Below are 25,893 nucleotides of genomic sequence, written 5' to 3'. Positions count from 1 at the left end.
GGGTGGTTCTTCCTTGGGGGTAGGGGGTGGTTCTTCCTTGGGGGTAGGGGGTGGTTCTTCCTTGGGGGTAGGGGGTGGTTCTTCTTCCTTCCATCCAAGCTTCAGCAATTAACCCATTTACTGCTACAATGGCCGCCGTTACTGCACTCGGCCCAGAGAGTTGACCGAGGTGTAAAATAGCTAAATTGTGGGGGCTTTGGGTGTAAGATAGTGATGTCCACCACAGCGAACCTTGACTCCAAAAACTTTCTAAAGCACACCATAATGCCGTGCCAATTAAAACACGAATTAATGATGAGAATTTGGAGTTACCCCCCCCAGCCCCCCCTTGTAAAGGGGGGGAGTGAAGAGTTCCCCTTTTAAAAATGGGGGAGTTAAGAAGAACCCCCCCCAGCCCCCCCCAAGGGGGGAAAGAAGAGAGGGAGTTGAAAGTTACAAATAGCCATGCCCAAACAGCAACTAAGGCGGCTCCCCAGAGAGTGATGAATGCCCAACAAAAAAGTGCGATCGCTAAACTAGGCCACCACGGAACCCCCAACCAAGTCATGGGGTGAATTCCCATAATCCAAGACAAAGCTAATCCGTGATAGCCAATTCCCCAGAGTAAAGGAAGAAGGAACAAGGAAGAGGGAATAAAAAAGAATTTTTGTTTGTTTACTTCTTGTTTTGGCTGTTGGTAATCTACAACCAAAACCCAGAGGGGAACTAAGGCGAACCAAGCCAAAAGCCAAGCATTTACTGGTGCGGTTGTCAATCCCATCACAATACCGCCCAAAAGTGCGATCGCCCATCCTAATTTCTGAGGTGTATTCACCTCGATTTTTTGAAATTTGCGTTTATTAAATGAGCTACTTATATAAAATCCTCTCTTCATCGTCCTGTATTAAACTCTCTCTTCTCTTGCTTCGCGTACTTCGCGCCTTCGCGGTTAAATCATTCCGATACAACCGGAATTGATATTACTACGCGCTTTGTTATCTCAAAAAAACCTCCCTTCAGGTCGGAAACCTAAAGGAAGAAAACCTTTTATCTCAAGTACAACAATGTCTTTAGGAGCAATTATGGCAAGCTAGATCGCACTCCGGCATCTATCTAATGATAGAAATTATCGGCAAGGTGGCTAAGTATTTTGAATTGCTGCTTTGAGACTCTTGCAGAATTGGGCGATAGATTCTAAACCCTGTTCTGGAGTGCCATCAGCTAAACGTTTGACAAAAGCACTGCCCACAATGGCAGCATCTGCGCCCCATTCTTTCACTTGACGAGCGTGTTCCGGTGTCGAAATCCCAAAACCGATGCCGATGGGTTTTTCGGTGACGCTGCGCAGTTCTTGCAGTAACTCTTTTGCTCGCTTTTCTAATCCATCCCGCACTCCTGTAACGCCGGTGACGCTGACTAAGTAAATAAATCCTTGAGACTGCTTAGCAATAGCTTCTATGCGGCTTTTGGGACTTGTGGGAGCCACTAATAATGTGAGTTCAATGCCTAATTTGTTGGCTGGTTGAATTAGGGTTTCGGCTTCTTCTAAGGGCAAATCTGGTACTACTAATCCCTGGACTCCGGCACTTTTGATTTGCTGCAAGAAAGTTTCTACACCTCGATACAAAATCGGGTTATAGTAGGTGAACAGAATAATGGGCGATCGCAAATTAGGGCTAACTTTGGCGACCATTTCCAGCACGTCATCTAAGCGAGTTCCGTGCTGCAAAGCCCTGGTAGCAGCAGCTTGAATGACTGGCCCGTCAGCCAGGGGGTCGGAATAGGGAACACCAAGTTCGATCGCATCAGCACCGTTGTCATCCAAAACTTGCAGTGCTTTGGCCGTTGTCTCCAAGTCGGGGTCGCCAGCAGTAATGAAAGGGATTAAAGCGCACTGATTTTTTTGGCGCAGGTTTTCAAAGCAATTAGAAATAGTCATTAGTTATTGGTTATTAGTCAGTGGTTATTGATTATTGGTTATTGGCAGCACCGCGCCCTGAGCGTAGTCGAAGGGCGCCGCTAATAACAAATAACTAATTATTTTTTTCCTGTTCAATTTCAGCTTGAATTTTTGCCAATTCTTCGGGAGTCAGTGCATCAAGCTGCTTCTGCAATACTGCTTCTTTGTAGTCCTTCAGTTGCTGACTGTAGGTCATACCTTGAGTAACAGCTCGAAATAGATAGGTAGCCAGCCATCCAATTAAGCCGGCCACCAAAAATAATTGACTCCAGATACCAGCCTTGGTGCTGTCGAGTCCCGCCAATTGCAGCAACAAGTAGGCTAACCCACCAGCCACAAAGACACCGAGTGTGATTCCAATTACGTCTATACGTCGCATTTAGGCTTCTATCTGCCGCCGTTTGGGGCGAAAATTTAAAAATGGAGCTAGGAGAAACATACCTGGGAAAAAGAAGAACATCAAGAAGTACATGAACGCCCGTTCCAAAGAAGTAGCAATGTACCAGCGGCTGTTGAGATAGGCGTAGGTAGCTGCGGGTACTACCAGGAGATAAGCTCCCGCCAAGACGGCGTACAGCAGTAGGGTAATATACATAGATTTGCTTTAGGGGAATAATTACAGGCGGTAGGTGAGATAGGCGCGATCGCCTAGGACACACTGATTGATTATTGTACCGCTTAGGGGGATGCAGCGCAGTTTTTGAGAAATTTTCGATTAGGGGTTGCGTAAAATAGGGTTTTGGTTGTATTGTATAAAGCTGTGGTTGTCTGTGGGGGCATAATCCTGCTACAGTAACTTAAATCAGGGGGTGTGGCGGAATGGTAGACGCTACGGACTTAAAATCCGTTGACCCGAAACGGTCGTGTGGGTTCAAGTCCCTCCACCCCCATTCAAATTCGATGCTTTGTGAGTCAAGACTCTCAGATTTACTGATTGACCGAGATTTTTGTTTGCCGCTCATCATAACCATAAGAAGCTCTCTTCCCTCTGGGATGAATTAAAAATTATGGTCATTAAAGATATCGGAGAACAAGGTCTTTTAAAAATATTGCAAAAATTCTGCCCCCCAGAGATAGTCGGTGATGATTGCGCTGTGATGGTGACAAGTCCCAACCAATCTCTGGCTGTGACGACGGATATGTTGGTGGATGGAGTGCATTTTAGCGATCGCACTACCAGCCCCTATGATGCAGGATGGCGCGCGGCAGCCGCGAATTTGTCGGATCTGGCAGCGATGGGAGCAAGACCTCTGGGGGTGACAGTAGCCCTGGCTGTGGCGGCGGATACGGCTGTGCTCTGGGTGGAAGAGTTTTATCGGGGGATGACGGCTTGTTTGCAAGTGTATCAGACGCCGATCGCCGGGGGAGATGTTGTACGATCGCCCGTTGTGACTGTGGCGATTACGGCTTTTGGGGAGGTTGAGCGCGATCGTATCATTAGTAGGTTACAGGCGCGATCGGGCTGGGCGATTGTGGCTACGGGTGTTCACGGGGCCTCTCGCGCTGGATTGGAGTTGCTGTTGAATCCTGAATTTGGGCAAAATCTCACCACAGGCGATCGGGCTACTTTGATTCTAGCCCACCAGCGCCCTCAACCGCGGCTGGATGTTTTGCCTGTGCTTTGGGAAATCTTGGGTTGTGAAGATGGGATGGAACCCCCCCTCAGTCCCCCCCTTGCTAAGGGGGGGAAGCCGGATTTGAATTCTCCCCCCCTGGGTAAGGAAGGGAAGCCGGATTTGAATTCTCCCCCCCTGGGTAAGGAAGGGAAGCCGGATTTGAATTCTCCCCCCCTGGGTAAGGGGGGGAAGCCGGATTTGAATTCTCCCCCCCTGGGTAAGGAAGGGAAGCCGGATTTGAATTCTCCCCTCGTTGGTAAGGGGGGGAAGCCGGATTTGAATTCTCCCCCCCTGGGTAAGGAAGGGAAGCCGGATTTGAATTCTCCCCTCGTTGGTAAGGGGGGGAAGCCGGATTTGAATTCTCCCCTCGTTGGTAAGGGGGGGAAGCCGGATTTGAATTCTCCCCCCCTTAGCAAGGGGGGGCCGGGGGGGGTTAATTCTCCCACGCTGATGAATGAGGATCTAAATTCTCCCCCCCTTAGCAAGGGGGGGCCGGGGGGGGTTAATTCCCCAATTGCGATCGCCGGAATGGACAGTAGCGATGGTTTAGCAGATGCGATTATTCAAATTTGTCGGGCTAGCGGTGTTGGTGCAAAAGTCGATCGCCCCAAAATACCAATTCCCCATATTTTCAGCGAACTTATATCAACAGAAAAAGCTTTAGAATGGGCATTGTACGGCGGGGAAGACTTTGAGTTAGTGCTGTTTTTGCCACTGGTGCAAGCTGAGTTATTGGTAGAAAAAATCGGAAATGGGGCCGCGATTGTGGGAATGACTACAGATAGCACGGATATCTGGTTGACTGATAGCAGCGGTATTTATCCTGATGTTGTATTAAAGCTCGATCGAGGATTTCAGCACTTCTAAATAATCTCTTAGTCAGCCTAGGAACTTGGGCGAGGGTTGAGTCAAGCCGGCGAACCATTGGTTCTGTTACTGTAAGCAGTAGCCAGATTCTGTTGAGTTTGAGCAAACTTTTCGCTCCCAGGTTCCCGATTATTTAAAACTATTTGATAACCAGTAATGGCTATTTCCATATTCTTCTCTTTATTACCGCTGCTAAACTCACTAATATGACTACTCAAACTTTCAATTAGGCCAATAATTGAGCTAATTGTTTCTGAATTTTCACCGTCCAGTAACTTAAAAGAAACTTGCTCTAAAGTCCGGGCAAAACTGTCATTGAGGAGATGTTGCCGTTGAGCTAGCATGGGGAAAATTACTGCACTATCGCTATTGCTAGCTTGTTCTGCTTGCAATAATTCTAGGAAGAAGTTTGCATATTCTTGAAAATTTTCACCTTCAGATATATTGCTATCTCCGTCATCATTCATATCCATAAATTGCCCTAGCTCACGGGCCAGATTTCGCAGAAATTGAGCGCCATTTTCCCCTCCTTGTTGAGCCAAGGTTGATGCTACTAACTCGCAAGTTTCCAGAAATCCGCGATCCAACAATTCTGAGTTATCCTGTAATATCTGCGGTTCTTCGACCTTGGGGCAATTCAGCAAGCTGTGAATTAATTGGAGATAGGCTTGGGCGCGGTTTTCTTCCATTGTGGAGAGTTGTCAATAACACCGGAATGTATTTTATCATGATTGGTCGGTGACGAGAAACCGGGTTTTTGCGACAGACTTGGTTACAGGCGAAAACTCTGGAAAAAACCCGGTTTCTTTGGTTATGTGTAGAAAGAATGGAGTCGGCGATTGAAATCGCCCCATCATCTATTACAATTGATTTGGATCGATTCCCATTTCTCGGAGTCTTGATTCTAAAGCTTGCGATCGCGACGGGTCAAACATTTCGAGTCCCTTGTCAGATAACTGGAACCGCACGCCCAGTCTGGGACTGATCCAACCGTCTATTTGTTCGATCGCTTCTAATTGTTCTTGTTGACGTTGCCATCCTGTAAACGATTTCAACGTCATTGGTAGCTTATTGACATAATGCTACTTTGGGAATTAATCTCTCCAAAATTTGCTCGATCGCCTTGGCAGTCCAATCAATATCAGCTTCCGTTGTTTCCCGTCCCAGACTCAACCGAATGCCGCAAATAGCCATGGTTTTGCTATATCCCATTGCCAATAATATCGAACTTGGAGTTAGTTTTCCGCTGTTACAAGCAGAACCGGAACTAATGCCAATTCCGGCCAAATTGAGCTGTCTTACTAAAGTTTTTCCCGTCACTTTCCCTGGGTCGCAGTCGGGAGAAACAATGCAAAAACTGACGTGGTGTGGCAGTCTACAATATCGATCGCCAGTTGGTACTAAACTAGGTACGTGGGCTAATCCGTCAAAAAGGCGATCGCGCAATTCAATTAATCTTGCAGTTTCCCCATCCATCTCCTGGGATGCCAATTCCGCCGCCACCCCAAAACCCACAATTATGGGCACTGCTTGCGTCCCGGAACGCAGTTTCAATTCTTGGCCACCACCAGTCAAGATTGGCGCTAATTTTACACCAGGACGCACGTAAAGCGCCCCCGCACCTTGGGGCCCATACAGCTTGTGACTGGAAAGGGAAAGCAAGTCTACGGGAAGTTTCTGGACATCGATGGGTAATCTGCCAGCAACTTGAACTGCATCGGTATGAAACAGGATATCGCGATCGCGGGCGATCTTTCCTAATGCTTCAATTGGTTGCAGCGTGCCAACTTCGCTTTGTCCGTAAATAATGGAAATTAACACTGTATTCGATCGCACTGACTGCTGCAAATCCCAAGGGTGAACTCGCCCAAGTTTATCCACCTGTAGGCGAGTCACTTCCCATCCCCACTGTTCAAGTTGTAGCGCGGTTTCTGATACTGCTGAATGCTCTACGCTAGAGATAATTATGTGCTGTGGCGTAGTATAAAGACGCGCAATTCCCAGGATGGCTAAGTTGTCAGCTTCAGTACCACCTGAAGTAAAAATCATCGATTCTGGGAGAGCGTTAATCAGGCTAGCTACCTGCATTCTGGCTAATTCTAAAGCTGTGGCGGCTCTTTGTCCCCACTCGTGCAAACTCGAAGGATTTCCCCACAGTTGAGCAATAGCTTTTTGCATCGCATCAATTGATTCTGGGCGTGTGGGAGTCGTGGCGCTATAGTCGAGATAAATTTGCATGGCTTTAAATAGGTTAGTTATTGGTTATTTGTTATTGGTTATTTGTTATTGGTTATTTGTTATTTAACTAACTTCCCGGTTTACAAACATTATAGTCTTCGTGGGACAAAACTTTTTGGGGAATCAAGAACGTCCCACAATCTTCGCAGAGCATTCTGTAGTTGCGCGTTACAGGAATACTCACGATCAAACGATTGTGACGCAGGCGTTTGCCACCGAAATCTCTGTAATTTTTATTTTCACCTAAAGCTGCTATAATTGCTCGTGCTTTAGTAACTACATGATCTGGCAGACCTCTGAGATCGATGATATCTCTGGCAAATGAAGCCTCCTTTTCCTGTTTTTTGGTTTGTTTTTCCGCCCGCAGTTGGACGCACTGCTGCTGTGCTGCAAACTCTTGCGTACAGCGATGACACGCTTTACCATATCCTTTGTGACCGCACGGAAAAAGGGTTTTTCTTTTAGCCATAAAGCAGCAGTATCGGGTTCGATCCACGCCCCTGAATGCTGCTACCCTACCAGTGATGCTTCCGGCATCGAGGCAGTCTTAAAAGACGTACAATCTATTCCCTTTCATAAATTTAATAGGTTCTAACCATACATTATCGAATATATTTGAACAGTAAGCTGATAAATAACCTCAAGATTTTTTAAACTTTTGTGGATAAACTTTTTTATATTTTACTGCGTTTGTGCTCGCTTTTGTTACTGACAATCGGTCTGGCTGCTTGTGGACAACGAGAGCAAGAGTTGCCTAAATCCTCTCCCAGTCTGACTCCCTTGCCTCAAGACCCTTTGTTGCAAGTATACTTCAATCAGTCACTCACTTCCAGTTATACAGAGCCTTATCGTCTGCAAACTAGACCTGGAGATGATTTGGAAAAGTTGGTCACGGAGGCGATCGCCACTGCTGAATCGACGGTAGACGTAGCGGTGCAGGAGTTTCGCTTGCCCGGTATAGCGCGAGTTTTAGCCGATCGCCAACGTTCTGGGATCAAAGTGAGATTGATTGTGGAACATATGTATAGTCGCCCTTGGAGCGATTTTTCCGCGTCGGAGTTAGGAAAATTACCAGAAAGAGAGCGCGATCGCTACCAGGAATTTGTTCAACTTGCAGATACCAATAAAGACGGGAAATTGAGTGCCGATGAAATCCAGAAAAATGATGCTTTGCTAATTCTCAAAAATGCAGCTATTCCTTTAATAGATGATAGGGCTGACGGTTCTAAAGGTAGCGGCTTGATGCACCATAAATTTGTGATTATTGACAATAAAACCGTGATTGTAACTTCTGCTAATTTTACAACTAGCGATGTACATGGTGATTTCAAAACAGCAGAAAGCCGTGGCAACGCTAACAATTTATTAAAAATTCAAAATCCTGAATTAGCACAAATATTTACTCAAGAATTTAACATCATGTGGGGCGATGGACCAGGAGGCAAACCAGACAGTAAATTTGGCATTAAAAAGCCCTTTCGTCAAGTACAAAAAATCCGAGTAGGGAATGGGACTGTGGCGGTGCAATTTTCGCCGACTTCCAAGACATTACCTTGGGAAAAAAGTGTTAACAGTTTGATTAATAAAACTTTGGGACGTGCCAAAAAGTCAGTGGATTTGGCACTGTTTGTTTTTTCGGCTCAGCGGTTAGCAAATACTCTGGAAATTGAGGCGAGGCGGGGAGTTGCAGTGCGAGCTTTAATTGACTCTAATTTTATTTATCGCCCTTACAGTGAAGGTTTGGATATGATGGGGGCGACTTTGATTGAACATTGCCAGTTGGAAGCGGACAATCGCCCTTGGAAACAACCCCTGACTACGGTGGGAGTGCCTGTGTTACCAAAGGGCGATCGCCTGCACCACAAATTTGGGGTTGTAGATGGAAGTATCGTGATTACAGGCTCTCACAACTGGAGTGAGGCGGCAAATCATGGGAATGATGAGACGCTATTGGCGATCGACAATCCGGTAGTTGCAGCCCATTTTGAGCGGGAGTTCGATCGGCTTTACAAAGGTGCAATGTTGGGAATTCCGCCTCGAATCAAGCAGAGAATTGATGCTAGGAAAAAAGAGTGCGAATCAGTACCATTAGCATCCAAATCTTCAACAGTGGCGGCGGGAAATGTGGCAGCCAAACTTCCAATTTCTGCTGGTAAAAAATTAGTTAATTTGAATACCGCGAGTCAGGCAGAATTGGAGACTTTGCCTGGAGTTGGGCCAAAGTTAGCCGAAAGGATTATGGCAGCGCGGCAACAGCAACCTTTCACATCTGTGGACGACGTGGCGCGGGTGCAGGGCATTGGGGACAAGCTTTTAGAGAGATGGCGCGATCGAGTAACTTGGTAATTAAGTTTGTACTCAGGACTTCATTCCTGACAAAGTTCACAGTCCGAAATTCCATCCTTCCTTTCGCAACCCAGCATCAAAGACTCAAGTCCTCACTAGAAACCTATTGAACCTACTTTGACAACAAAAGGGCGAAAGATTGGCGACGAAGTTGCCTGAGTTAGGAGTAAATCCGAACCCATTGAAAACTAACAATTTTATGCGATTTCCCCGACTTCTTAAAGAAGTCAGGGATCTGGATCTATTGGGCAGTGGACTTACTTAATAGCGGTCAATAGCACTTATTCCCAGTTTATCGAGTCAGCCGCTGGCCGTCCTTGAACACTCCCGGAAAGCGCTTGCCACTGGTATCGATAATGATGCCCTTGCCGTGAGGCAATCCCTTACGGAACTCTCCCTCATAGCGAATACCATTAGAGAACGCGCAAGTACCTCTAGCATCGAGATCTTGATTAAAAAACTGTCCCGAACACCGGGTACCGTCGGCGCGGGTGAATACCCCCGCACCTAAAGGTTTACCCCCCAAAAATTGACCGACAAATCGATCGCCATTAGCAAAAATGAATTGCCCCTGTCCAGTCGGCGTACCCACTTTCCAATCGAGAGAAAACGGCCCAACGTAGCGATCGCCATTAGTAAAAATAGCAGTCCCAAAACTAATTCTGCCATTTCGGAATACGCCCTCGACGCGAGCATCATCCTTAAAAATAAATTGTCCTCGACCATTTGGCTGGCCAAGGCTGAACAGCCCCTCATAGCGATCGCCGTTAGAGTAGATATACACCCCCGTGCCGCCCGGTAAACCGTTAACTAAGTCTCCGATGTAGCTATCGCCATTATCATAATCGCACCGAACTCTAGCTGTAGCGATAGCTGGCACACAGCGACCGGTTCTAGCTCCTCCTTGCGCCATTGATGGCAATGGATAAGTCGCATAACTACCAATGCCCAAAACTGATGCAACTAATAAAGCAATTCCACTGGTTTTAAAACGGGAAATCATTAAGCAAGTTTCTCCTATGCGATTCTGGATATTATTTTCCTTCGTCATTTGTCGTTTGTCCGATTTCCGCTCAAAACTGGCCTTAAAGGCTCAATTTATGATTTACGAAAGTCCCGGTTTGCCATTGCGGAATACCCCCGGAAAGCGTCTGCCACTAGCGTCGATCATCGTCCCGACACCGTGAGGCAATCCCTTTCGCAATTCTCCTTCATAGCGCGTACCATTAGGGAAAGTGCAGGTAACGGAAGCATCAAGTCCTAGATTAAAAAAACTACCTGAGCAGCGAGTTCCGTCTGCCCGCACCAATAGCCCTGGCCCAAAGGGTGAACCTGCAAAGAATAGTCCTTCATAGCGATCGCCATTGGAATAAAAAAATTGACCCCGCCCAGCCGGTTGACTACTAATCATATTAGTCTGAACATTTCTAACGACTCCAAAGTCTCCGATGTAGCGTTCTCCATTCGGAAAAATCACCGTCCCAGACCTCATTGTGCCGTCTTGGAAGATGCCTATGTAGCGGCCATCATCTTTAAAAATAAATGTCCCTCGGCCATTGGGGACTCCATTGCGAAATTGTCCTTCGTAGCGATCGCCATTAGCATATACATAAACACCCGTACCATCGGGCAAGCCATTCACAAAGTCTCCCTCGTAGTTGTCGGCCCCCTCATAATTACATTTCACTTTCCCCGTAGGAGGATTACCTTGACATACGGGAGGACGTTTGCCTTCTTCTTTTTTTGGCTCATCTTTTGGTTGAGCAATTGACGGCTGAGGATTCAAGAGATTAGTCGCGCTTCCGATACAAGAAGCAACTAATATCACCATCCCTAATTTTTGAATTGAACCGAGCATGAGAAATCTCCTTTGACTTGAAAATATAGGGATTTTAGAGAAGTTAAGGCTTGCTGAAATGTTTGGTATTTTTCAATTCTAATGTTGATTTTTCAGGAGCGCTAATTGCTGTGTCTTGGCTGTAGGGACACTCCAAGAGCCCATTGGTGTCAATTTAAGGTAGAACCTATAGTCCGCCAGGGGTTGAAACCCCTGCCTCAAAGCTCAAGTCCTCTCAAGAGGACTGAAGAGAAGAATTTTCAACTCATTAGTCCTCTTTAGAGGACTTTAGCTATTAGACAGGGAATTCATTCCCTGGCGGACTGGCGGGAGGACTAACAGATTTGGCGGGCTGATATCGAAGTCAGCCCTAAATACAAAAAGGCAAAAATTAAAGTTTTTGCCCTTAGCATTTTTGCTGCTTTACTGTCAATTATTAGCGCCCCGTCGCTCTATTAGCATTTGGCAGACGACTAATAACTGCATTGGCGGGTTTTGGTTCACGACTTGGGGGTTTTTCCCCAACTGCTTTGGCAACCTCAACGCCGTTTTCTTCCAGAATCACGATCGGATCAGCTCCTGACTTGACATCAACACGCTTCACCAAAACTTTCCCGTTAGACAATCGTTGCCCTACTTTGACATATCGACTGGTTGGTTCATTCGGTACTCTCACAATCACTTGCGTCTCGTTCCCCACTTTCACAACACCGCTGACTTCAGTGCCTGTAGCGAGGTCAGTAGAAGGTGGTGGAGGAGGCCCAGGAATTGCCGGCACTTGCTTGACTGGAGGCGGATTGGGGTCTACCCACTGGGGCGGACGCTTGTCTACTGGCAGTGGTGGTAGATTCGGCACTCCTAGGGGTTTAGCTGCAATTGGCTGGGGCGGGCGTGGATTCCTAGCGGTCAGCGGATTCCTATCGGCAGTTGTTGCTGGATTTGGACGGCGGCTCAATTGAGGCGTATTTAGCCCCGGAACTTGGCGCGGGGAGCCAACTTGCGAGCCATCACCTCCCGGCAAACCGGGCTGTCCGGGGCGACCACCAAAGGGAGGCGCATTGAGTCCCGGAACTTGGCGCGGGGAGCCAACTTGCGAGCCATCACCTCCCGGCAAACCGGGCTGTCCGGGGCGACCACCAAACGGAGGCGCATTGAGTCCGGGAACTTGGCGCGGGGAGCCAACTTGCGCGCCATCGCCTCCTGGCAAACCACCCTGTTCGGAGCGACTTGCCAATTGAGGAGCATCTACTCCCGGTACTTGCCGTGGGCTGCCAAGTTGCGCTCCCTCGCCTCCCGGCAAAGTAGGATTTTGGGGAGAGCGAAGGCGTGGTATTTGTGGCACCGCAGCTAAGTCCCTACCCAGGGCCTTTTCCCCTGCGGGTTCAGGATTTGTCGGAGTTTCGGATAGAACTGGCAGCAGAGGTGCTTTTGCAATTGTTCGCGCCTCATAGTCTTGATCGCGGACGGCTGCATCAAGCCTATTCTTTCCCTGTCGCCAAACTGCTTGCAGCAAATTGATTCGCGTCACGCAAGAAAGAGATCCCCTTCTTTCTGTCGGTGGTCGATATACCTCAATTGCTTCTGCAATTTGCGGCACGATGGAACACCGGAGAGCATCAGGAGGTGATTTATCTCCGTAAATGTTCCACAAGTTTGAGGCTATTACATATTCATCAAGAGTTTTTTGTATTCTTCGGAAGAATGGTCGGTTAGTTAGGAGTAACTCTCGTCTGGTTGAATTCTTGCTTCCTTCTTTGCCGTAAATGGTATCGACTAATAGACCCAGATCCGTACGGTACTCAGAATTTTGTGTGGTGTCATCCAGCAGAGCCTGAAGCGTCCTGAATTCGCTGACAATGCCTCTTGCTGTCGGGCTGAGATTGATTGGGGGAGCGGCGGGGCCTTTGAGTTTAGTTCCTCCAATTTGGACAGGGCGAGTTAGCTCTGGCAGTTTGGGTAGCAGGTCAATCTTTCGCGATACCAGTTTGGGCAATGGATTCGCTGTCATCGGCCCTGCTGCAACTCCTACCGATTCTGCTCCGGCTGGGTTTTGAACTGCGATCGGTGGCAGCGGCCCAAAGGGGTCTATCTGAGCAGGATTTGGTGTCAACGCTCCCGACGGTATGGGTTGACCAGGCGCTGGTGGGTTTTTGGGCTGGCTCTTGTTGTCGCCAATCCCTGTGGCACTCTGTTGTGCCCGTTGGTCTGGGTTGGTCGATCGAATTAAGCCCGGAGGCTGAGCCGCTACGACTGGAGACTGGAAAGTCTGAGTTCCTGGGGTGGGGCTAGCTGCTGCTGACGGTGATGGAGAAGCTCCACCAGGAGTGGGGCTGGGGCTGGCTGTGTTGCCACCCCCACCGTCACCACAGCCTCCGATCGAGAAAGCTAGTAGTCCTATAGTTGCAAAATATAAAAGTTTGTGCATTGCCGATCGCCCCTAAATGCTTGATTTCAAGATCCAACAAGGCTTTGCAATTACAGCCTGTTATCGCTTTTAGTTTATCTGTGTTCGATGTTATGCGATCGCTTCACAATTGCCAAGTTCCCCCAGGTGTCATTCCCACCGTTCTCACCGTTACCCCGACCATCGCCATCGCCTTGAGTCCGCAATTTTTCCCCTCACAGCCCTAGGCCTCTCTAGAAAAGCCCCTCTGGAACAGGCTGTTTGACCCAAAAAATGGGATTCAAGCCCCGTCCTTCTAGGACGGGCGAGTGTCAACTGTGCCACAATAACTATTGCAAAGGTCCATAGTCTTGACATCTAAAGGTCAATTATGTTAATTTGCCGTTTTAATAGTGAATGAAAATTTCATTCCGTAAAAAAGAAAATCCCCTAAAATTATCCCTTGGCTTCGGGTGAACAATCACACCGTATATAACTGATTAACTGAGAAATTATACTTACAAATAGGGTATTGTCATGCCACAAGCGTCCGTATCTCCTGTAGTGCTGATTATTCTAGACGGCTGGGGTTATCGTGAAGAAAAAGACGGAAATGCGATCGCCACTGCAAAAACACCAGTTATGGACAGTCTGTGGGCCGCTTATCCCAGAACTCTAATTCGCACTTCTGGCAGAGCCGTAGGCCTACCCGAAGGGCAAATGGGCAACTCCGAAGTCGGTCACTTGAATCTGGGTGCGGGTAGGGTAGTCCCTCAAGAGTTGGTGCGGATCTCTGATGCAGTGGAAGATGGTTCTTTGCTGAGCAATCCGGCTCTAGTTAAGCTTTGCGAGGAAGTGCAAGCTAGGGGCGGGAAGTTGCACCTGACTGGCCTTTGTTCCGAAGGTGGGGTTCATTCCCATCTCAGTCATATTCTAGGTTTGCTGAAATTGGCAAAAGCCCAGGGCATTTCTGAGGTTTGCATTCACGCCATTACCGACGGCCGCGATACTACCCCGAAAGAGGGTGTGGAAGCTCTCGCCAAAATAGAAGGTTATATCCAAGAGGTAGGGATTGGCAAAATAGCTACTCTCAGCGGTCGCTATTATGCGATGGATCGTGACAAGCGCTGGGATCGGGTGCAACGTGCCTATGATGTGATGGTGACTGAGAGTGTGCCTGATGGTCGATCGGCTGTGGAGGTATTGCAGGCATCTTATGGTGAAGGGGTGACGGACGAGTTTGCCCTCCCGACCCGCATTGCGCCCGGAGCAGTGGCATCCGGCGATGGGCTGATTTTCTTTAATTTTCGCCCGGACAGGGCTAGAGAGTTGACTCAGGCCTTTGTCGATCCAAATTTTAAAGGGTTTGAACGGCAGTTAATTGAGCCGCTGACCTTTGCTAGTTTTACTCAATACGATCCGAAGTTGTCTTCTGTTTTGGTGGCTTTTGAACCTCAGAATTTGAACAATATTCTGGGTGAGGTAATCTCGAAACAGGGTTTGCGGCAGTTGCGGACGGCGGAAACTGAAAAGTATGCTCATGTGACTTATTTTTTTAATGGAGGTCTAGAAGAGCCTTTTGAGGGAGAAGACCGGGAAATGGTGCAGAGTCCGATGGTGGCGACTTATGATGAGGCACCAGAAATGTCGGCGGCCCTGGTGACGGATGGGGCGCTGGCGGCGATTGAGAAGGGTATTTATTCGTTTGTGGCGATTAACTACGCTAACCCTGATATGGTGGGTCATACGGGGATGATGGATGCGACTATAATTGCGATCGAAACTGTGGACAAATGTTTGGGGAGGCTGGTGACTGGCGTTACCAAAGCTGGGGGAACGGCAATTATTATCGCTGACCACGGTAATGCTGAGCAGATGTTTGATGAGGATGGGAATCCTTGGACGGCTCACACTACTAACCCAGTGCCGTTTATTCTCGTAGAAGGCGAAGGTCTGAAGATTCCTGGTCACGGAACGGATGTTCCTTTGAGGGAAGATGGCTGTTTGGCTGATATTGCACCGACGATTTTGGAGTTTTTGAGATTGCCTCAGCCTCCTGAGATGACAGGACGTTCTATGATTCGATCGGCTGATTTTGAAGTTCGTGCTAATCGCTCTCCGGTGCGAGTCCGGTTGTAGTAGGGACGCGGCAATGCCCATTGGTGTCAACTTAAGGTACAACCAATAGTCCGACAGGGGTTTAAACCCCTGTCTCATAGCGAAAGTCCTCTCAAAGAGGACTGAAGAGTTAATTGATCTGTATTGGTTTCAGGCAAATATTCAGTCAGTTTCAGCCAAATATTCAGTCGGTTTCAACCGACTTTAGCTATGAGACAGGGGTTTCAACCCCTGGCGGACTCGTGGAATGACTGACAGACTTAATGCGCTGACAGCTTAAGTTGACACCTATCGACATCACCATCTCCCCACATAAATTGCGAGCGCTCGACCAGATTTGATATAATAATTAATTACCGATTACCAATTACCAATTACCGAGAATTATGAATATTGTTTCTCTCTTACAAGTTATCTGGTCTGTGTCTGCTTTCGGAGTTGTAGTTCTTGTGTTGCTGCACAGTCCTAAAGGTGATGGCATTGGAGGTATTGGAGGACAAGCTCAATTGTTTACAAGTACCAAGAGTGCTGAGACTACTCTGAATCGGATTACTTGGGGTTTGGCTATTGTTTTTATAGGTTTGACGGTGATTTTGAGTGCTGGTTGGTTGACTCCTAAGTTATAAGATTAGGTGCAGATTAATTCTTTGTGGAACAGGCATCCTGCCTGTTCTTGAAAATGGTGCAACATAAGATTTAACTGCGGTTGCAAAAATGTCGTTCTGGAAAGTTACAAGAAGATTTCGGGCAGTATTTTTATTGGCTTTATCTTGTTTTAGCCTGATAATTTTGACTCAGGTTTATACCCCTGCTGCGAGTCTTCCTCCTGTCGATAGTTGGCCATCTCCACAGGTTCATTCTTTGCCACCAACGCTGGCTAATTGGCAAGATTCAACTGATAGTGGCGATTATTTCGATCGCATAAAGCCCCCGAAAGTCGGTCATTTGATTTGGTCAAAATTTCCAATTCGGGTTTATGTGCAACCTCCGGTTAATACCAATCGCTCTCTTGAATGGGTTGAGGCTGTGTTGGGTATTGTTCGGGAATGGGGCGTTTATTTGCCCTTGGTAGTGGTGGATAGTTCCGAGGTGGCTGATATTAAAATTTTAATTCAGGCTCCACCTTTGCGTCAAGGGTTGTTGCGATCGCGATCGGGAGAATCTGTCTATGAATTATACACCCGCAATGATGGCGATAAAACAGTGTTATCTCATCGGTTTTCGGTTTATCTGAATCCGAATCAGGTGGGCAAATATATGGCTGCGGTGGCCCGTCACGAGTTTGGTCATTCTTTGGGAATTTGGGGTCATAGTTTGATGGAAACTGATGTGCTTTATTTTGCTCAAGTGAGGAATCCTCCACCTATTTCTGTCAAGGATATTAATACTTTGAAACGAATTTATGAACAGCCTACTCGCTTGGGTTGGGAATTTTAGTTAAAACTACACACAAATTCCCGGCGAATAGAATTCGCGTCTACACAAACGAAGTCCGCCTGCGCGGACTAAAGAAAAAAAGATTGGGATTAGTTAGTAATAGGAAACCGAAAAACCATGAAAGATGAAGCTTTTGGAATAGTGCCAGTTTTTATGAATGAAACTGATACTTTGTTTTTATTAATTCAACATCAAGCCGGACATTGGGCGTTTCCCAAAGGTCATGCCGATCCTGGGGAATCTGCATTGGAAACGGCTAAACGGGAATTGGAAGAGGAAACTGGCATCCGTGATTATGAAGTGGTGGAGGAGCCTAGTTTTGTGGAATATTATTCTTTTGTTCAGGAATCTGCTCCCAGTTCTGTGAAACATTATGCCTTTGCTAAGCAAGGGGAGGTAATTGAAAAGACTGTTACTTACTTTGTGGCTTTTGTCAATTCAATGGATGTTGTTTTGCAGGTAGAGGAAGTTCAAAATTCTGCTTGGAGTTCTTTTGAGGAAGCTATTAATTTGATTACTTTTGATGGAAATCGACAAGTTTTGAAGGAAGTTAAAGCATATTTGGACGGCAGGAAGGAAAATTAAATCGATTTAAAATTGGAGATTTGAGATTGAACAAATCGACTCTAGGTGATATCAAATCCGGTAACATCGGAATTATTCATCTCTCTTATCTCCCTCTGTGTTCTCTGCGTTCTAGTAAGGTTAAATCATTCCGATGCAGCCGGAAACGATATGACTCCGAAACCCGACTTATTTAATAAGTCGGGTATTGGTCTAGGAGCGGAGATTATTTGTTAATTTTCTGTGCTTTTGCGTGCTATTGTAGGCGAGAGAAATCGCTATAATTTGTTGAGGTTGCTCAGGGAAGTTGATACTGGCGACTGTTTTGTAATACTAAAGTCGCTGTAGACTCTCATGGCGTTGAATAATTCATGTTCAATAACTTACCCATTTTTTGATATTCATCCTGATTCTGCGAAGGATTGAATGGGGGGATTTAGGAATCAATTGCTTTTGGTAAGACCGCAGATAATATCAAATAACAGTTTTTTAGTCAACCCCTATTTTTTTAAATAATCAACTTTAAGAATACGGATGAGTAAGTAGAAGGAAGAAGTCACCCCCCCCCTGCCCCCCCCAAGGGGGGAAATTCAGGAAGAAGGAAGAAGACTTATGCAGTCAGCTTTTCGGTCATCCGTATTTTACGTTTAATTAAGTGGATTTACTTAATAAAATTATTGCAGCCGCAAATCTGCATAAATTATTGGCAGCATCTGGAGAAATTTGCCGGACAATTGAGATGTTTTTTAGCAGGATTTCTGATAAAATTCGATGATGATATCTGGTATTTGAAGGTATGAATATGTCTAAAAAAGCTGAAATTGCGTTGACGGCCGCAGAGCAATTGCTGTGGAATGCGAAGGCAAAAGTTCGGGTGCTGTTGAATTTGTGGGATGAAGGGAAAGGAGAAAAGAAGGTTAATCAAGGGAAATTGACTAAGCTGATTGCGAGAACTAATGAGACTAAAAAGACTTATGAGGAAGTTTTGAAGGAATTGGAGGAGGCTGGGGCGATCGCATATTTGCGAGAAAAAGGACGATCGCAGGTGGAATTGACTGCGAAGGGGAAAGAGGTTTTAGCGGCTGGTTTGAAAAGTCAGGATTCTTTGTTTGAGTTTGATGGTTCCCAAATGGGTGCGCGGCTGGGAAATGCTCTGTTGAAGTGGATGCGACATGAGGATGGTGGGGTGGCTGTTGCGGTTGAGGCGGGGAAAGGGGATGTAGGGGCGATCGCATCCTATGAAGAATTTAAGGCTGTGGCGCTGGATGTGTATGACAGCTTGAACCGGGATTATAACTTAGACGATTTAGTGCCGATTTATCGGATGCGACGGGCGATCGGGGAAAGGGTAGGGCGATCGCAATTCAATGAGTGGCTGTTGGAAATGCAGGCTAATGACATTTTTCAGCTTCAGGGTGGAAGCGTCGAAGACAGCGCTGCGGACAAAATTCAAGATTCCATTACTACTGAAGTGGGCGGATTGCGCTGCTATGCCCAACGTCTGAAACCCTAAATTTTTTTCGCTTCTCACTCCTCATTTTGTGAGCATAACTAGGAATATGACTACATCTAGCATTGACGAACTCATTAGAAATCACAATCCATTTGCAGGACATACTGTGGTAAGACCCCAGCAAATCTGGGGCAAGAGTTTTCCTGATGTTCCCTCAATCAATGCCCACGTTTCTAATGCGATTTTTCAGGCTGTTGCACAAGTGCGGCAAGGGCAGCGTCAAACTGTGGGTATCACTATCACAGGAGAAAAGGGACTAGGTAAAAGCCAAATAATCAGTCGAATTCGGCACGGCTTACAGCCAGATGGCAGTGCTTTATTTGTCTACATGGGTAAGTATGACAACTTAAATCAGATTAAGTATCAATTTCTCCAAAATGTAGCCTCTAGCCTCAGAGCATTTGGGAGTTACCAAGGGGTGATGCAGTGGCAAGAACTGGCAGCAGCTTTAATTAACGAAGCTAAGAATTTCAGCTACACGCCTCAGCAGTATATCAGTATGTTCCCATCTTGGTTGAAAAAATACCCAAATCAATTAGTTGATCGCTTTACTGATTGGGTTATTCAAATTAAGCCGGAAATTAATAACCCTTATCTAGTGAAAGCTATTTTGTGGACACTTTCTTCTGACCATGCTATCTATGCTACTCACTGGCTTTCTGGATTGGAATTGACAGATACACGTTCTGAAGAAATGGGGCTGCCCAATTCTCAAAGAGAGCATAAAGAAGCAGAAGCATTAACCACAGTCCGCCAAATTTTAGACATACTGAGCGATTACAGAGTGCCAGTAATATGCTTTGATGAACTAGATAATACTGATGCCGATGACAATGGTTTTACAGCAGCACAGGTTGTTGCTAGCTTGGCTAAGGATTTATACAACAACCTCAAACGCGGTGTGTTGCTGCTAGCTATGTATCCTGACACTTGGAGAGACCAAGTTAAGGTTTTACCAAAAGCTGATGCAGTAATCGATCGGCTTGGCGGGAAACCTATCCAACTGAATTTTCTCAACTCGGATGATGTTGTAGTGATTGTTTCTTATTGGTTGAAAGAGTTTTATCAGGAACATCAACAAACTTCCCCATCACCTCTCTATCCATTTGATGAAAATAAACTTAAAGAATTAGGTAAGCAAAGACTTACTGTAAGAGCGGTATTGAACTGGTGTGCAGAGCATTTTGTCGTGCCTGAAGATATCTCGCCAACGCCAACACCGCCGCCACCACCGCAGCATCCGGTTGAACCTGCGTTTAATAATGAGTTGGCCGGTGTTGAGGAATCTCTAGATAATTATCTAGAAGATAATGATGCAATTGGCAATGCTCTTCGGCTTGGATTTTCCAACTTAGTCGGAGAGACAGTAGAGGAAGTTAAAATCGCTCAGGTTGCAGTAATTCAAGGCAAAAAATGCTACCTAGGCTTCAAAATTATTGGCGAAGAAGATGGAAAAACAGTTAAAATAGGGGTAGCTATTGTTCAGTATTCCGGTGGTTCGGGGGTACAGGCTATATTAGGTCAACTGATTGATTACGAAAAGTTTGATTTAACTCGCGGTTGCCTAGTTCGCTCTAAAAAAATCAGTCCAAGTGCTACCAAAGCTAGAGAATTTGTCAGGACACTGCTGAATGAAAAAGGGGGAGAATGGGTGCTGTTACGAGGTGAAGATATCAAGCCTCTTTTGGCGATTCAATTGGTTTTAGAGAACCGTGAAAGTTACAAATTGAGTGAAGCGGAGATTATCGATTTCATCAAGCAGAAGCAACTAGCCATTAATAACCCTCTAATCAGAGAGATTTTGAGCGATCCTTCGGGTCAGGAGCCGGAAAATTTGATGGATGAAGATATGCCCGTCAGCATTCCTCAAGGTGTGCTTGACTCAGCTAATCAAGTCAACTTAGGAATTTAGCTAACTAAAAAAATGAGCCAGCTAGTTTCACTTTCAACAGCATTGTGTCTGCCCATCCCTGAGATTGAAGCCTTAATCAAAGGGCAAACGATCGCAGCTATGCCTCGGATATTTCTCAATCCTGGCAGGCAATTTGCTCTGTATCCTGCTAATTCCTCTACAATCCCGCTTTCAGTTGAGCGATACTACCGCTTAAATTTGTTTTCTATTGCTGAAAATTCTCTGATTCAGTTGGAAACTGAGACTGTAGCGATTAAAGCTTGGGCGAGGTGCGAATTCTGCCAAGTCGTAGATGATACTGAAACGTTAGATGTTTTGTCGCGCTTAACAATATGGACAAAAGAAGGATTGCAGGAGGCACTGGGGTTGTGGCAGAATATCTTTCTGGCTTACTTGCGTGTCTATCATCTGCCTCAACCGCTGGAGGTGTCAGTGAATCCAAACAGTCAGGATAAGATAGGTAAATTTGTAGGTTTACCTCGTTCGGTGACTGTGACTAATGCTTCCCCTGTGTTCAGCGATACTATCTTTGCTAAACGCCGTCAAAAGCTGGAAAAACTAGAGCCGCCAGATCATCCAGAATTGGAAGAGTTGCAAAGTGCATTAGTGCATTTATCCACCACCAACCCAAAAGCCAAACAACTAGACGCAGAAATCAAAATATTTCTAGGTTGGTCAGAAAATTCAACAACTGCAAAACCAGATGCAGATTTAGATTGGATTAAAACGATCGCACAAATTGGCAACTCTAGCGATGGTAATACATTTGAAAAGTTAGTCCGCAAAAGTTTTATCAAGCTAGGATTTGCCAATTCTAACAATAAACCAGAAGCTAGCCTCGATCCAGAATCAACAGGCGGTGCTGGCGGATTAGATTTCTACTGTGAAACTCCCTATCAGGTAGTGGGAGAATGCAAAGCTACCAAAAGTGAAACCGTAGCTGATGGAACGCCAGCGCAACTTATCAAGTTAGGACATAAGCATCTTCAGGAACAATACAACTGCTGTATTAAGATAATTATGGCGGCTGGTCAGCTAAATAGACACGCTAAACAAACTGCTATCGGAAATCACATGAATGTAATTCGCCCGGAAACATTGCAAAGATTAGTTGAACTGAAAGCTAAGCAACCAGGTTCGATCGATTTATTACAGTTAAAACCTTGTTTAGAACAACAGCCGTTTGGTGAGGAAGCCGATGCTAAGGTTAATCGCTATATTGACGATGTGCGGGAAAAGCTTAAAGTGCGATCGTACCTAATCAAAATTGTGAAAAATCGTTTAGAAATCACAGGTGTTGAAAATGCTGGAGTTGAGACTCTTCATGGGGCATATTATGCTAATCCCAATCCACCTCAGCCATTGAAGCTTGAAGAAATGCACGAAATTTTAATAGAACTTTCCTCGCCATTGACGGGTTTTTTAGGGCGAATTAAAGGAGATAATTTATGGCGCGATCGCTTTTATTTCCTGCGCGACTTACTGCTAGATGATTGAGGTAGAATTGAGGCGATCGCCACTATTTCAATCCCTTAAACAGTATCAGGATCTACTCCCAATTCCCGCAACTTAGCCGCCAATTTTTCAGCGAGTTGACGCTGCTCCTGGGCGCGTTGACGTTCGATTACAACTTGTTGCTGTGATTCCTGCAACTCAGCTCGTTCTGCCTTCACTAACTCCTCCACCAATGGCGGATTTAGTATTTCATCCACCGATAAAATAAAATCTGGAAATACTACAGACACAATCTCTTCACCAGTAAAGAAATCTGTATGCGTGTAACCATCTTCACCTTCAATTAATGCTAAAATCCTGATTTTTTGCTTGCCACTTTTAGGGTCAATAATGCAATATTCCGGCACATTCGCTAGTTCGTATTCCGCTCGTTTGATCACGTAATCTGCCCGCCGATTTTCGCTAACTACCTCTACCACTAATAACGGCTTTTCATCAAAATCGAGGATGCCTGCACCGGGTCTACCAGCAGCTTGTTCTAAAAGACTTTGAGTGCAGACTACTACATCGGGAATCCGGGATTTATCTTCATCGGTTCTCACTCCCAAGCCAGTTTTGACTACTAAGTCGAGATTGTGAGCAGCTAGGTAACGCTGCAATTTGTAAACTAAATATTCGCAAATTTTGATGTGTAAAACTGTTGCTGTTGGCATCGGTATTAATTTGCCTTTGTACAGTTCATATTGTACATCAAGTTCGCCTTGATAAACTCGGTATTCTTCAAAGGTTAATGTGGGTGAATCATCAACTTGTTGGTCTGTCAAAACTGGCGCAATTGATTGAGACATATGTTTTCCTATGAGTTGAAATTGATCTAGTTTCTATTGTAACTCACAACCCAAGGTATCAAATATAAGTCATACTTTCTTAGTTTATTTAATTCTGGCTTGACTTAAATTAGCCCCCGTATAACCGGTAGTCAGCCACACAATAGCTCTCACACCATCGCGCACTGCTTTTTGCACCGGTTCGGGTTCTCGGCCCGAAGGAACAGCCACAGGCTTGAAACTAATGCCTCGACTACCGAAAACAATCTCGCCGATGATCCAAGCTCGTCTCATGTGGTCGTCTGATGTAATGAGATACAAACTATCAATTCCCCGATCGCGCAATTCATCCACCAATGTGGTAAAGTTGGTCACAGTATCCACTGCTCTGTAATCCAAATGTACGCGATCGGACTTAATGCCCGCCTCTGAAAACACCCATTGAGCGAACTCAGGATTACTCCCAGAAGAAACCCAAATCGGCAAATCAGGATGCTTGCGAGCAAAGTTAGCGGCAAACACCTCCCGCTCTGTCGCCCCACCCAACACCAACAAAGCTTGGGGTCTTTGAAACTCGCCCTTGAGATGTTGATAACTAAACCAAAAAGCCGCCAAAAGCGCTACTAGCAATCGAACTTGCTGTGAACTCCTCAAACGCTTGCGAGGTCGCTTGTTTAAATTGACTCTTAACCACATTTAAACCTATAAAAATTTTGTGTAGCTGACAAGGGAACAATAACAAAAAATACGGCACTTAAAGCCTATTAACAGGAATTTAAATTTTAAAGTTAAGAAGTGGCCATCATGCGGATATTTGATAAATCCCGTAACCTCGGAATTAATATTACCCACAGTTACGATTATTTTGGGGTAGGGACACGGCAATGCTGGGTTAATTTAAAAGAAAAGGGCAAAACCTAGACTTTGCCCTTTTGCTTTAAATTGTCCTTGATTTTTTTCACGGGACTGGCCGGGTTCGAACCGGCGACCTAGCGCTTCAGATTTGTGTGAGTTTCCCCACTCTCTGGACTATTCCTTCACCGTAGGCTTGCGACCTTTAGGTGGTGGCCGTATGTTTAGGAGGTTTTATGATGTTTACTTCCTAAAGCCAGTCTCTGCACCTTCTCTACCAAAATTTGAGTATTAGTAGAGCTTGGCTCAAGATTACCTTATCCGTTGTCAGACTTAGGCTTCCTTGAGTTTGACCACATTCACTCCCAGAGTTTCCTACCAGGGTGCCCGATTCTTCAGGAGGCGCTTGCTCTATCCATCTGAGCCACAGCCCCAGTTACTGAACCGTTTTGATTATAGCAGCTAATGTCGATTTTAAATTTAAAGTTTTCGATTCAATTTCTACGCACACACAAGGCCAAAAACCCGGTTTCTCCGAAAAATTGGGAATTATACCATTCTCTAAAATCGTGCAACCCCCCCGTCCCCCCCCTAGAGCGTGTTTTCAAACCCGGAGATCCCCCCTAGCCCCCCTTAATAAGGGGGGGACAAAAGCACTCAAAGTCCCCCTTTTTAAGGGGGATTTAGGGGGATCTCCGGGTTTTTTTATCTTAGTCCTATGTTTAATGATTTCCGCAAGCTGCAAGTCTTTGAGTAATCGCGACAAAGTTCTCTGCTGCGGTGAGTTGGCCAGCACCGTAACAAGCGCGCCGTCGCCAGACTGTGATGGGGAGATGTCCCGGCGGGGCACTGTCGCGAAAGGATAATTCTTCGTAATATTTCCAATTATCCTTGACTCGCCAGCCTACCCGATCGCAAAACTCCGTATATTTGCCCCCAACGCTTTCCCAAATCTGGTGCTGTACGCTCAGCCCAAACCGTCCATCGCTGTATTGTTGCCAAAGTTGGTCGATCGTGCAAAGGTCTGTACAAGGAAAATTGTCAATATCCGCAGCACTGAGCCAACCTTCCTCTTCCCTCAAACTTATAGACAGCAAAATTTCCCAAGTATGCTCGTCAGCTTTCTGCCATTTTCCAGTTTTTAACAACTTTGTCAATGGGCGGTAGTCCATCCCGACTTCCGACAGCGATGGAGTTTGCTCAGGCATTTGGCCTATTTTCTCTTCCAGCCGCAGGAGAGTGCTGGAAATAGCTTCTGGGTTCAATTGTTCCAGGCGGTACAAAACCCAGTCTAGCTGAGATTGGGTGTGCGATCGGGCGATCGCATTTTGCTGCAATTCCCCTTGCAACGCATCAAACCTTGTCTCCCAACTTTGTTGAGTGCAGGCAAATTCCCACATTTTTTTTGCCCACTCTAATCTAATTGCTTCTTTTTTTAAATATATTTTCGTAGGCTTATAACGCAATGGATAAGGTGTCAAATCCCAGCCACAAGTTGAGCAAAATACTGCTGTTTCTTCGACATATTCTGTATCGCATACTGGACAGTTAGACATAGGAGAAGGAAGAAGGAAGAAGGAAGAAGGAAGAAGGAAGAAGGAAGAAGGAACGCTCGCGAGCAAGGTCGGAGACGGCAATGCCGTTTCCTTACGCCAAAGTAATATTGTAGGGACAAAGGCTTTCGCCCATTGGTGTCAACAATCGCCTGAAAGCCCGCCCCGTGTCCGTTAGTCATCCCACAAGTCCGCCAGGGGTTAAAACCCCTGGCTAATAGAAGACAGTTGGTTGAAACCGACGGTCGATTTGCCCCAAACCAATATACATCAACTAACTCTTCAGTCCTCTTTGAGAGGACTTTCGCTATAAGACAGGGGTTTTAACCCCTGTCGGACTATCGGTTTGACCTTAAGTTGACACCTATGGGCTCTTGGAGTGTCCCTACCTCTGCTACAGCATTTTGTAGGGCAATCCCCCCGTGGTTGCCCTCTC

22 protein-coding genes, 1 tRNA gene and 1 pseudogene are annotated in these 25,893 nt (G+C 46.0%); 10 read left to right on the top strand and 14 right to left on the bottom strand.

Annotated features, from left to right (window positions below):
- The 4 genes and pseudogenes from ACBR23_RS18550 to ndhL all read right to left on the bottom strand — a co-directional run.
- Nucleotides 1–874: pseudogene (locus tag ACBR23_RS18550) on the bottom strand (hypothetical protein); the annotation flags it as partial.
- 246 nt (nucleotides 875–1,120) lie between these two features.
- The gene (gene trpA, locus ACBR23_RS18545; RefSeq protein WP_341736710.1) at nucleotides 1,121–1,918 is read right to left on the bottom strand and encodes a tryptophan synthase subunit alpha; all 798 of its coding nucleotides are present in this window, start codon (nucleotides 1,916–1,918) and stop codon (nucleotides 1,121–1,123) included.
- A 94-nt stretch (nucleotides 1,919–2,012) separates the two neighbouring features.
- Complete coding sequence (locus ACBR23_RS18540; RefSeq protein WP_340522087.1) at nucleotides 2,013–2,318, bottom strand: DUF3007 family protein; 306 nt, start codon at nucleotides 2,316–2,318, stop codon at nucleotides 2,013–2,015.
- Nucleotides 2,319–2,534, bottom strand: a complete 216-nt coding sequence (ndhL, locus tag ACBR23_RS18535; RefSeq protein WP_340522086.1) for an NAD(P)H-quinone oxidoreductase subunit L — start codon at nucleotides 2,532–2,534, stop codon at nucleotides 2,319–2,321.
- 210 nt (nucleotides 2,535–2,744) lie between these two features.
- Between ndhL and ACBR23_RS18530 the strand changes: the two genes are divergently transcribed.
- Both ACBR23_RS18530 and thiL read left to right on the top strand, forming a co-directional pair.
- Nucleotides 2,745–2,829, top strand: a tRNA-Leu gene (locus ACBR23_RS18530).
- Between the two features lie 117 nt (nucleotides 2,830–2,946).
- Entirely contained in the window at nucleotides 2,947–4,422 is a 1,476-nt protein-coding gene (thiL, locus tag ACBR23_RS18525; protein WP_371125669.1) for a thiamine-phosphate kinase, read from the top strand.
- Nucleotides 4,423–4,463: 41 nt separating this feature from the next.
- Here thiL and ACBR23_RS18520 read toward each other — a convergent pair whose 3' ends face one another.
- The 4 genes from ACBR23_RS18520 to ACBR23_RS18505 all read right to left on the bottom strand — a co-directional run bounded on the left by ACBR23_RS18520 (nucleotide 4,464) and on the right by ACBR23_RS18505 (nucleotide 7,129).
- Nucleotides 4,464–5,111: a hypothetical protein gene (locus ACBR23_RS18520; protein WP_371119820.1), complete on the bottom strand. Its 648-nt coding sequence runs from the start codon at nucleotides 5,109–5,111 to the stop codon at nucleotides 4,464–4,466.
- A 171-nt stretch (nucleotides 5,112–5,282) separates the two neighbouring features.
- Complete coding sequence (locus ACBR23_RS18515; protein ID WP_341736707.1) at nucleotides 5,283–5,483, bottom strand: hypothetical protein; 201 nt, start codon at nucleotides 5,481–5,483, stop codon at nucleotides 5,283–5,285.
- A 7-nt stretch (nucleotides 5,484–5,490) separates the two neighbouring features.
- Nucleotides 5,491–6,660, bottom strand: a complete 1,170-nt coding sequence (locus tag ACBR23_RS18510; protein WP_371119821.1) for a cysteine desulfurase family protein — start codon at nucleotides 6,658–6,660, stop codon at nucleotides 5,491–5,493.
- Between the two features lie 67 nt (nucleotides 6,661–6,727).
- On the bottom strand, nucleotides 6,728–7,129 hold the full coding sequence (locus tag ACBR23_RS18505) for a hypothetical protein (RefSeq protein WP_371117648.1): 402 nt from the start codon (nucleotides 7,127–7,129) through the stop codon (nucleotides 6,728–6,730).
- A gap of 191 nt (nucleotides 7,130–7,320) precedes the next feature.
- Between ACBR23_RS18505 and ACBR23_RS18500 the strand changes: the two genes are divergently transcribed.
- Nucleotides 7,321–9,006: a phospholipase D-like domain-containing protein gene (locus ACBR23_RS18500; protein WP_371119822.1), complete on the top strand. Its 1,686-nt coding sequence runs from the start codon at nucleotides 7,321–7,323 to the stop codon at nucleotides 9,004–9,006.
- 292 nt (nucleotides 9,007–9,298) lie between these two features.
- Here ACBR23_RS18500 and ACBR23_RS18495 read toward each other — a convergent pair whose 3' ends face one another.
- The 3 genes from ACBR23_RS18495 to ACBR23_RS18485 form a co-directional block, all read right to left on the bottom strand.
- The gene (locus ACBR23_RS18495) at nucleotides 9,299–10,009 is read right to left on the bottom strand and encodes an MORN repeat-containing protein (RefSeq protein ID WP_371119841.1); all 711 of its coding nucleotides are present in this window, start codon (nucleotides 10,007–10,009) and stop codon (nucleotides 9,299–9,301) included.
- A 102-nt stretch (nucleotides 10,010–10,111) separates the two neighbouring features.
- Nucleotides 10,112–10,864, bottom strand: a complete 753-nt coding sequence (locus ACBR23_RS18490; protein ID WP_371119823.1) for an MORN repeat-containing protein — start codon at nucleotides 10,862–10,864, stop codon at nucleotides 10,112–10,114.
- A 415-nt stretch (nucleotides 10,865–11,279) separates the two neighbouring features.
- Complete coding sequence (locus tag ACBR23_RS18485; protein WP_371119824.1) at nucleotides 11,280–13,268, bottom strand: hypothetical protein; 1,989 nt, start codon at nucleotides 13,266–13,268, stop codon at nucleotides 11,280–11,282.
- Between the two features lie 495 nt (nucleotides 13,269–13,763).
- Between ACBR23_RS18485 and gpmI the strand changes: the two genes are divergently transcribed.
- From gpmI to ACBR23_RS18450, 7 genes are all read left to right on the top strand, one after another.
- Entirely contained in the window at nucleotides 13,764–15,365 is a 1,602-nt protein-coding gene (gene gpmI, locus ACBR23_RS18480) for a 2,3-bisphosphoglycerate-independent phosphoglycerate mutase (protein ID WP_371117653.1), read from the top strand.
- A gap of 365 nt (nucleotides 15,366–15,730) precedes the next feature.
- On the top strand, nucleotides 15,731–15,970 hold the full coding sequence (gene secG / locus ACBR23_RS18475) for a preprotein translocase subunit SecG (RefSeq protein WP_341736700.1): 240 nt from the start codon (nucleotides 15,731–15,733) through the stop codon (nucleotides 15,968–15,970).
- An 88-nt stretch (nucleotides 15,971–16,058) separates the two neighbouring features.
- Nucleotides 16,059–16,781 carry a peptidase gene (locus ACBR23_RS18470; protein WP_371117654.1) on the top strand — a complete coding sequence of 241 codons (723 nt, stop codon included), beginning with the start codon at nucleotides 16,059–16,061 and terminating at the stop codon, nucleotides 16,779–16,781.
- 117 nt (nucleotides 16,782–16,898) lie between these two features.
- A complete protein-coding gene (locus ACBR23_RS18465; protein WP_371117655.1) occupies nucleotides 16,899–17,366 on the top strand; it encodes a bis(5'-nucleosyl)-tetraphosphatase in 468 nt (155 codons plus the stop codon).
- A gap of 781 nt (nucleotides 17,367–18,147) precedes the next feature.
- Entirely contained in the window at nucleotides 18,148–18,858 is a 711-nt protein-coding gene (locus tag ACBR23_RS18460; RefSeq protein WP_371119825.1) for a hypothetical protein, read from the top strand.
- A gap of 46 nt (nucleotides 18,859–18,904) precedes the next feature.
- Nucleotides 18,905–20,770: a hypothetical protein gene (locus ACBR23_RS18455; protein ID WP_371119826.1), complete on the top strand. Its 1,866-nt coding sequence runs from the start codon at nucleotides 18,905–18,907 to the stop codon at nucleotides 20,768–20,770.
- A 12-nt stretch (nucleotides 20,771–20,782) separates the two neighbouring features.
- On the top strand, nucleotides 20,783–22,267 hold the full coding sequence (locus ACBR23_RS18450; protein WP_371119827.1) for a DUF1802 family protein: 1,485 nt from the start codon (nucleotides 20,783–20,785) through the stop codon (nucleotides 22,265–22,267).
- A gap of 35 nt (nucleotides 22,268–22,302) precedes the next feature.
- Here ACBR23_RS18450 and ACBR23_RS18445 read toward each other — a convergent pair whose 3' ends face one another.
- From ACBR23_RS18445 to ACBR23_RS18435, 3 genes are all read right to left on the bottom strand, one after another.
- The gene (locus ACBR23_RS18445; RefSeq protein ID WP_371119828.1) at nucleotides 22,303–23,073 is read right to left on the bottom strand and encodes a Uma2 family endonuclease; all 771 of its coding nucleotides are present in this window, start codon (nucleotides 23,071–23,073) and stop codon (nucleotides 22,303–22,305) included.
- Between the two features lie 84 nt (nucleotides 23,074–23,157).
- Entirely contained in the window at nucleotides 23,158–23,748 is a 591-nt protein-coding gene (locus ACBR23_RS18440; protein WP_371119829.1) for a YdcF family protein, read from the bottom strand.
- A gap of 878 nt (nucleotides 23,749–24,626) precedes the next feature.
- The gene (locus tag ACBR23_RS18435) at nucleotides 24,627–25,460 is read right to left on the bottom strand and encodes a GUN4 domain-containing protein (RefSeq protein WP_371119830.1); all 834 of its coding nucleotides are present in this window, start codon (nucleotides 25,458–25,460) and stop codon (nucleotides 24,627–24,629) included.
- Between the last annotated feature and the right edge of the window lie 433 nt (nucleotides 25,461–25,893).

This window comes from Microcoleus sp. (genome assembly GCF_041354475.1).
Classification (GTDB): Bacteria; Cyanobacteriota; Cyanobacteriia; order Cyanobacteriales; family Microcoleaceae; genus Microcoleus.
This window is presented reverse-complemented; position numbering and strand designations above follow the sequence as displayed.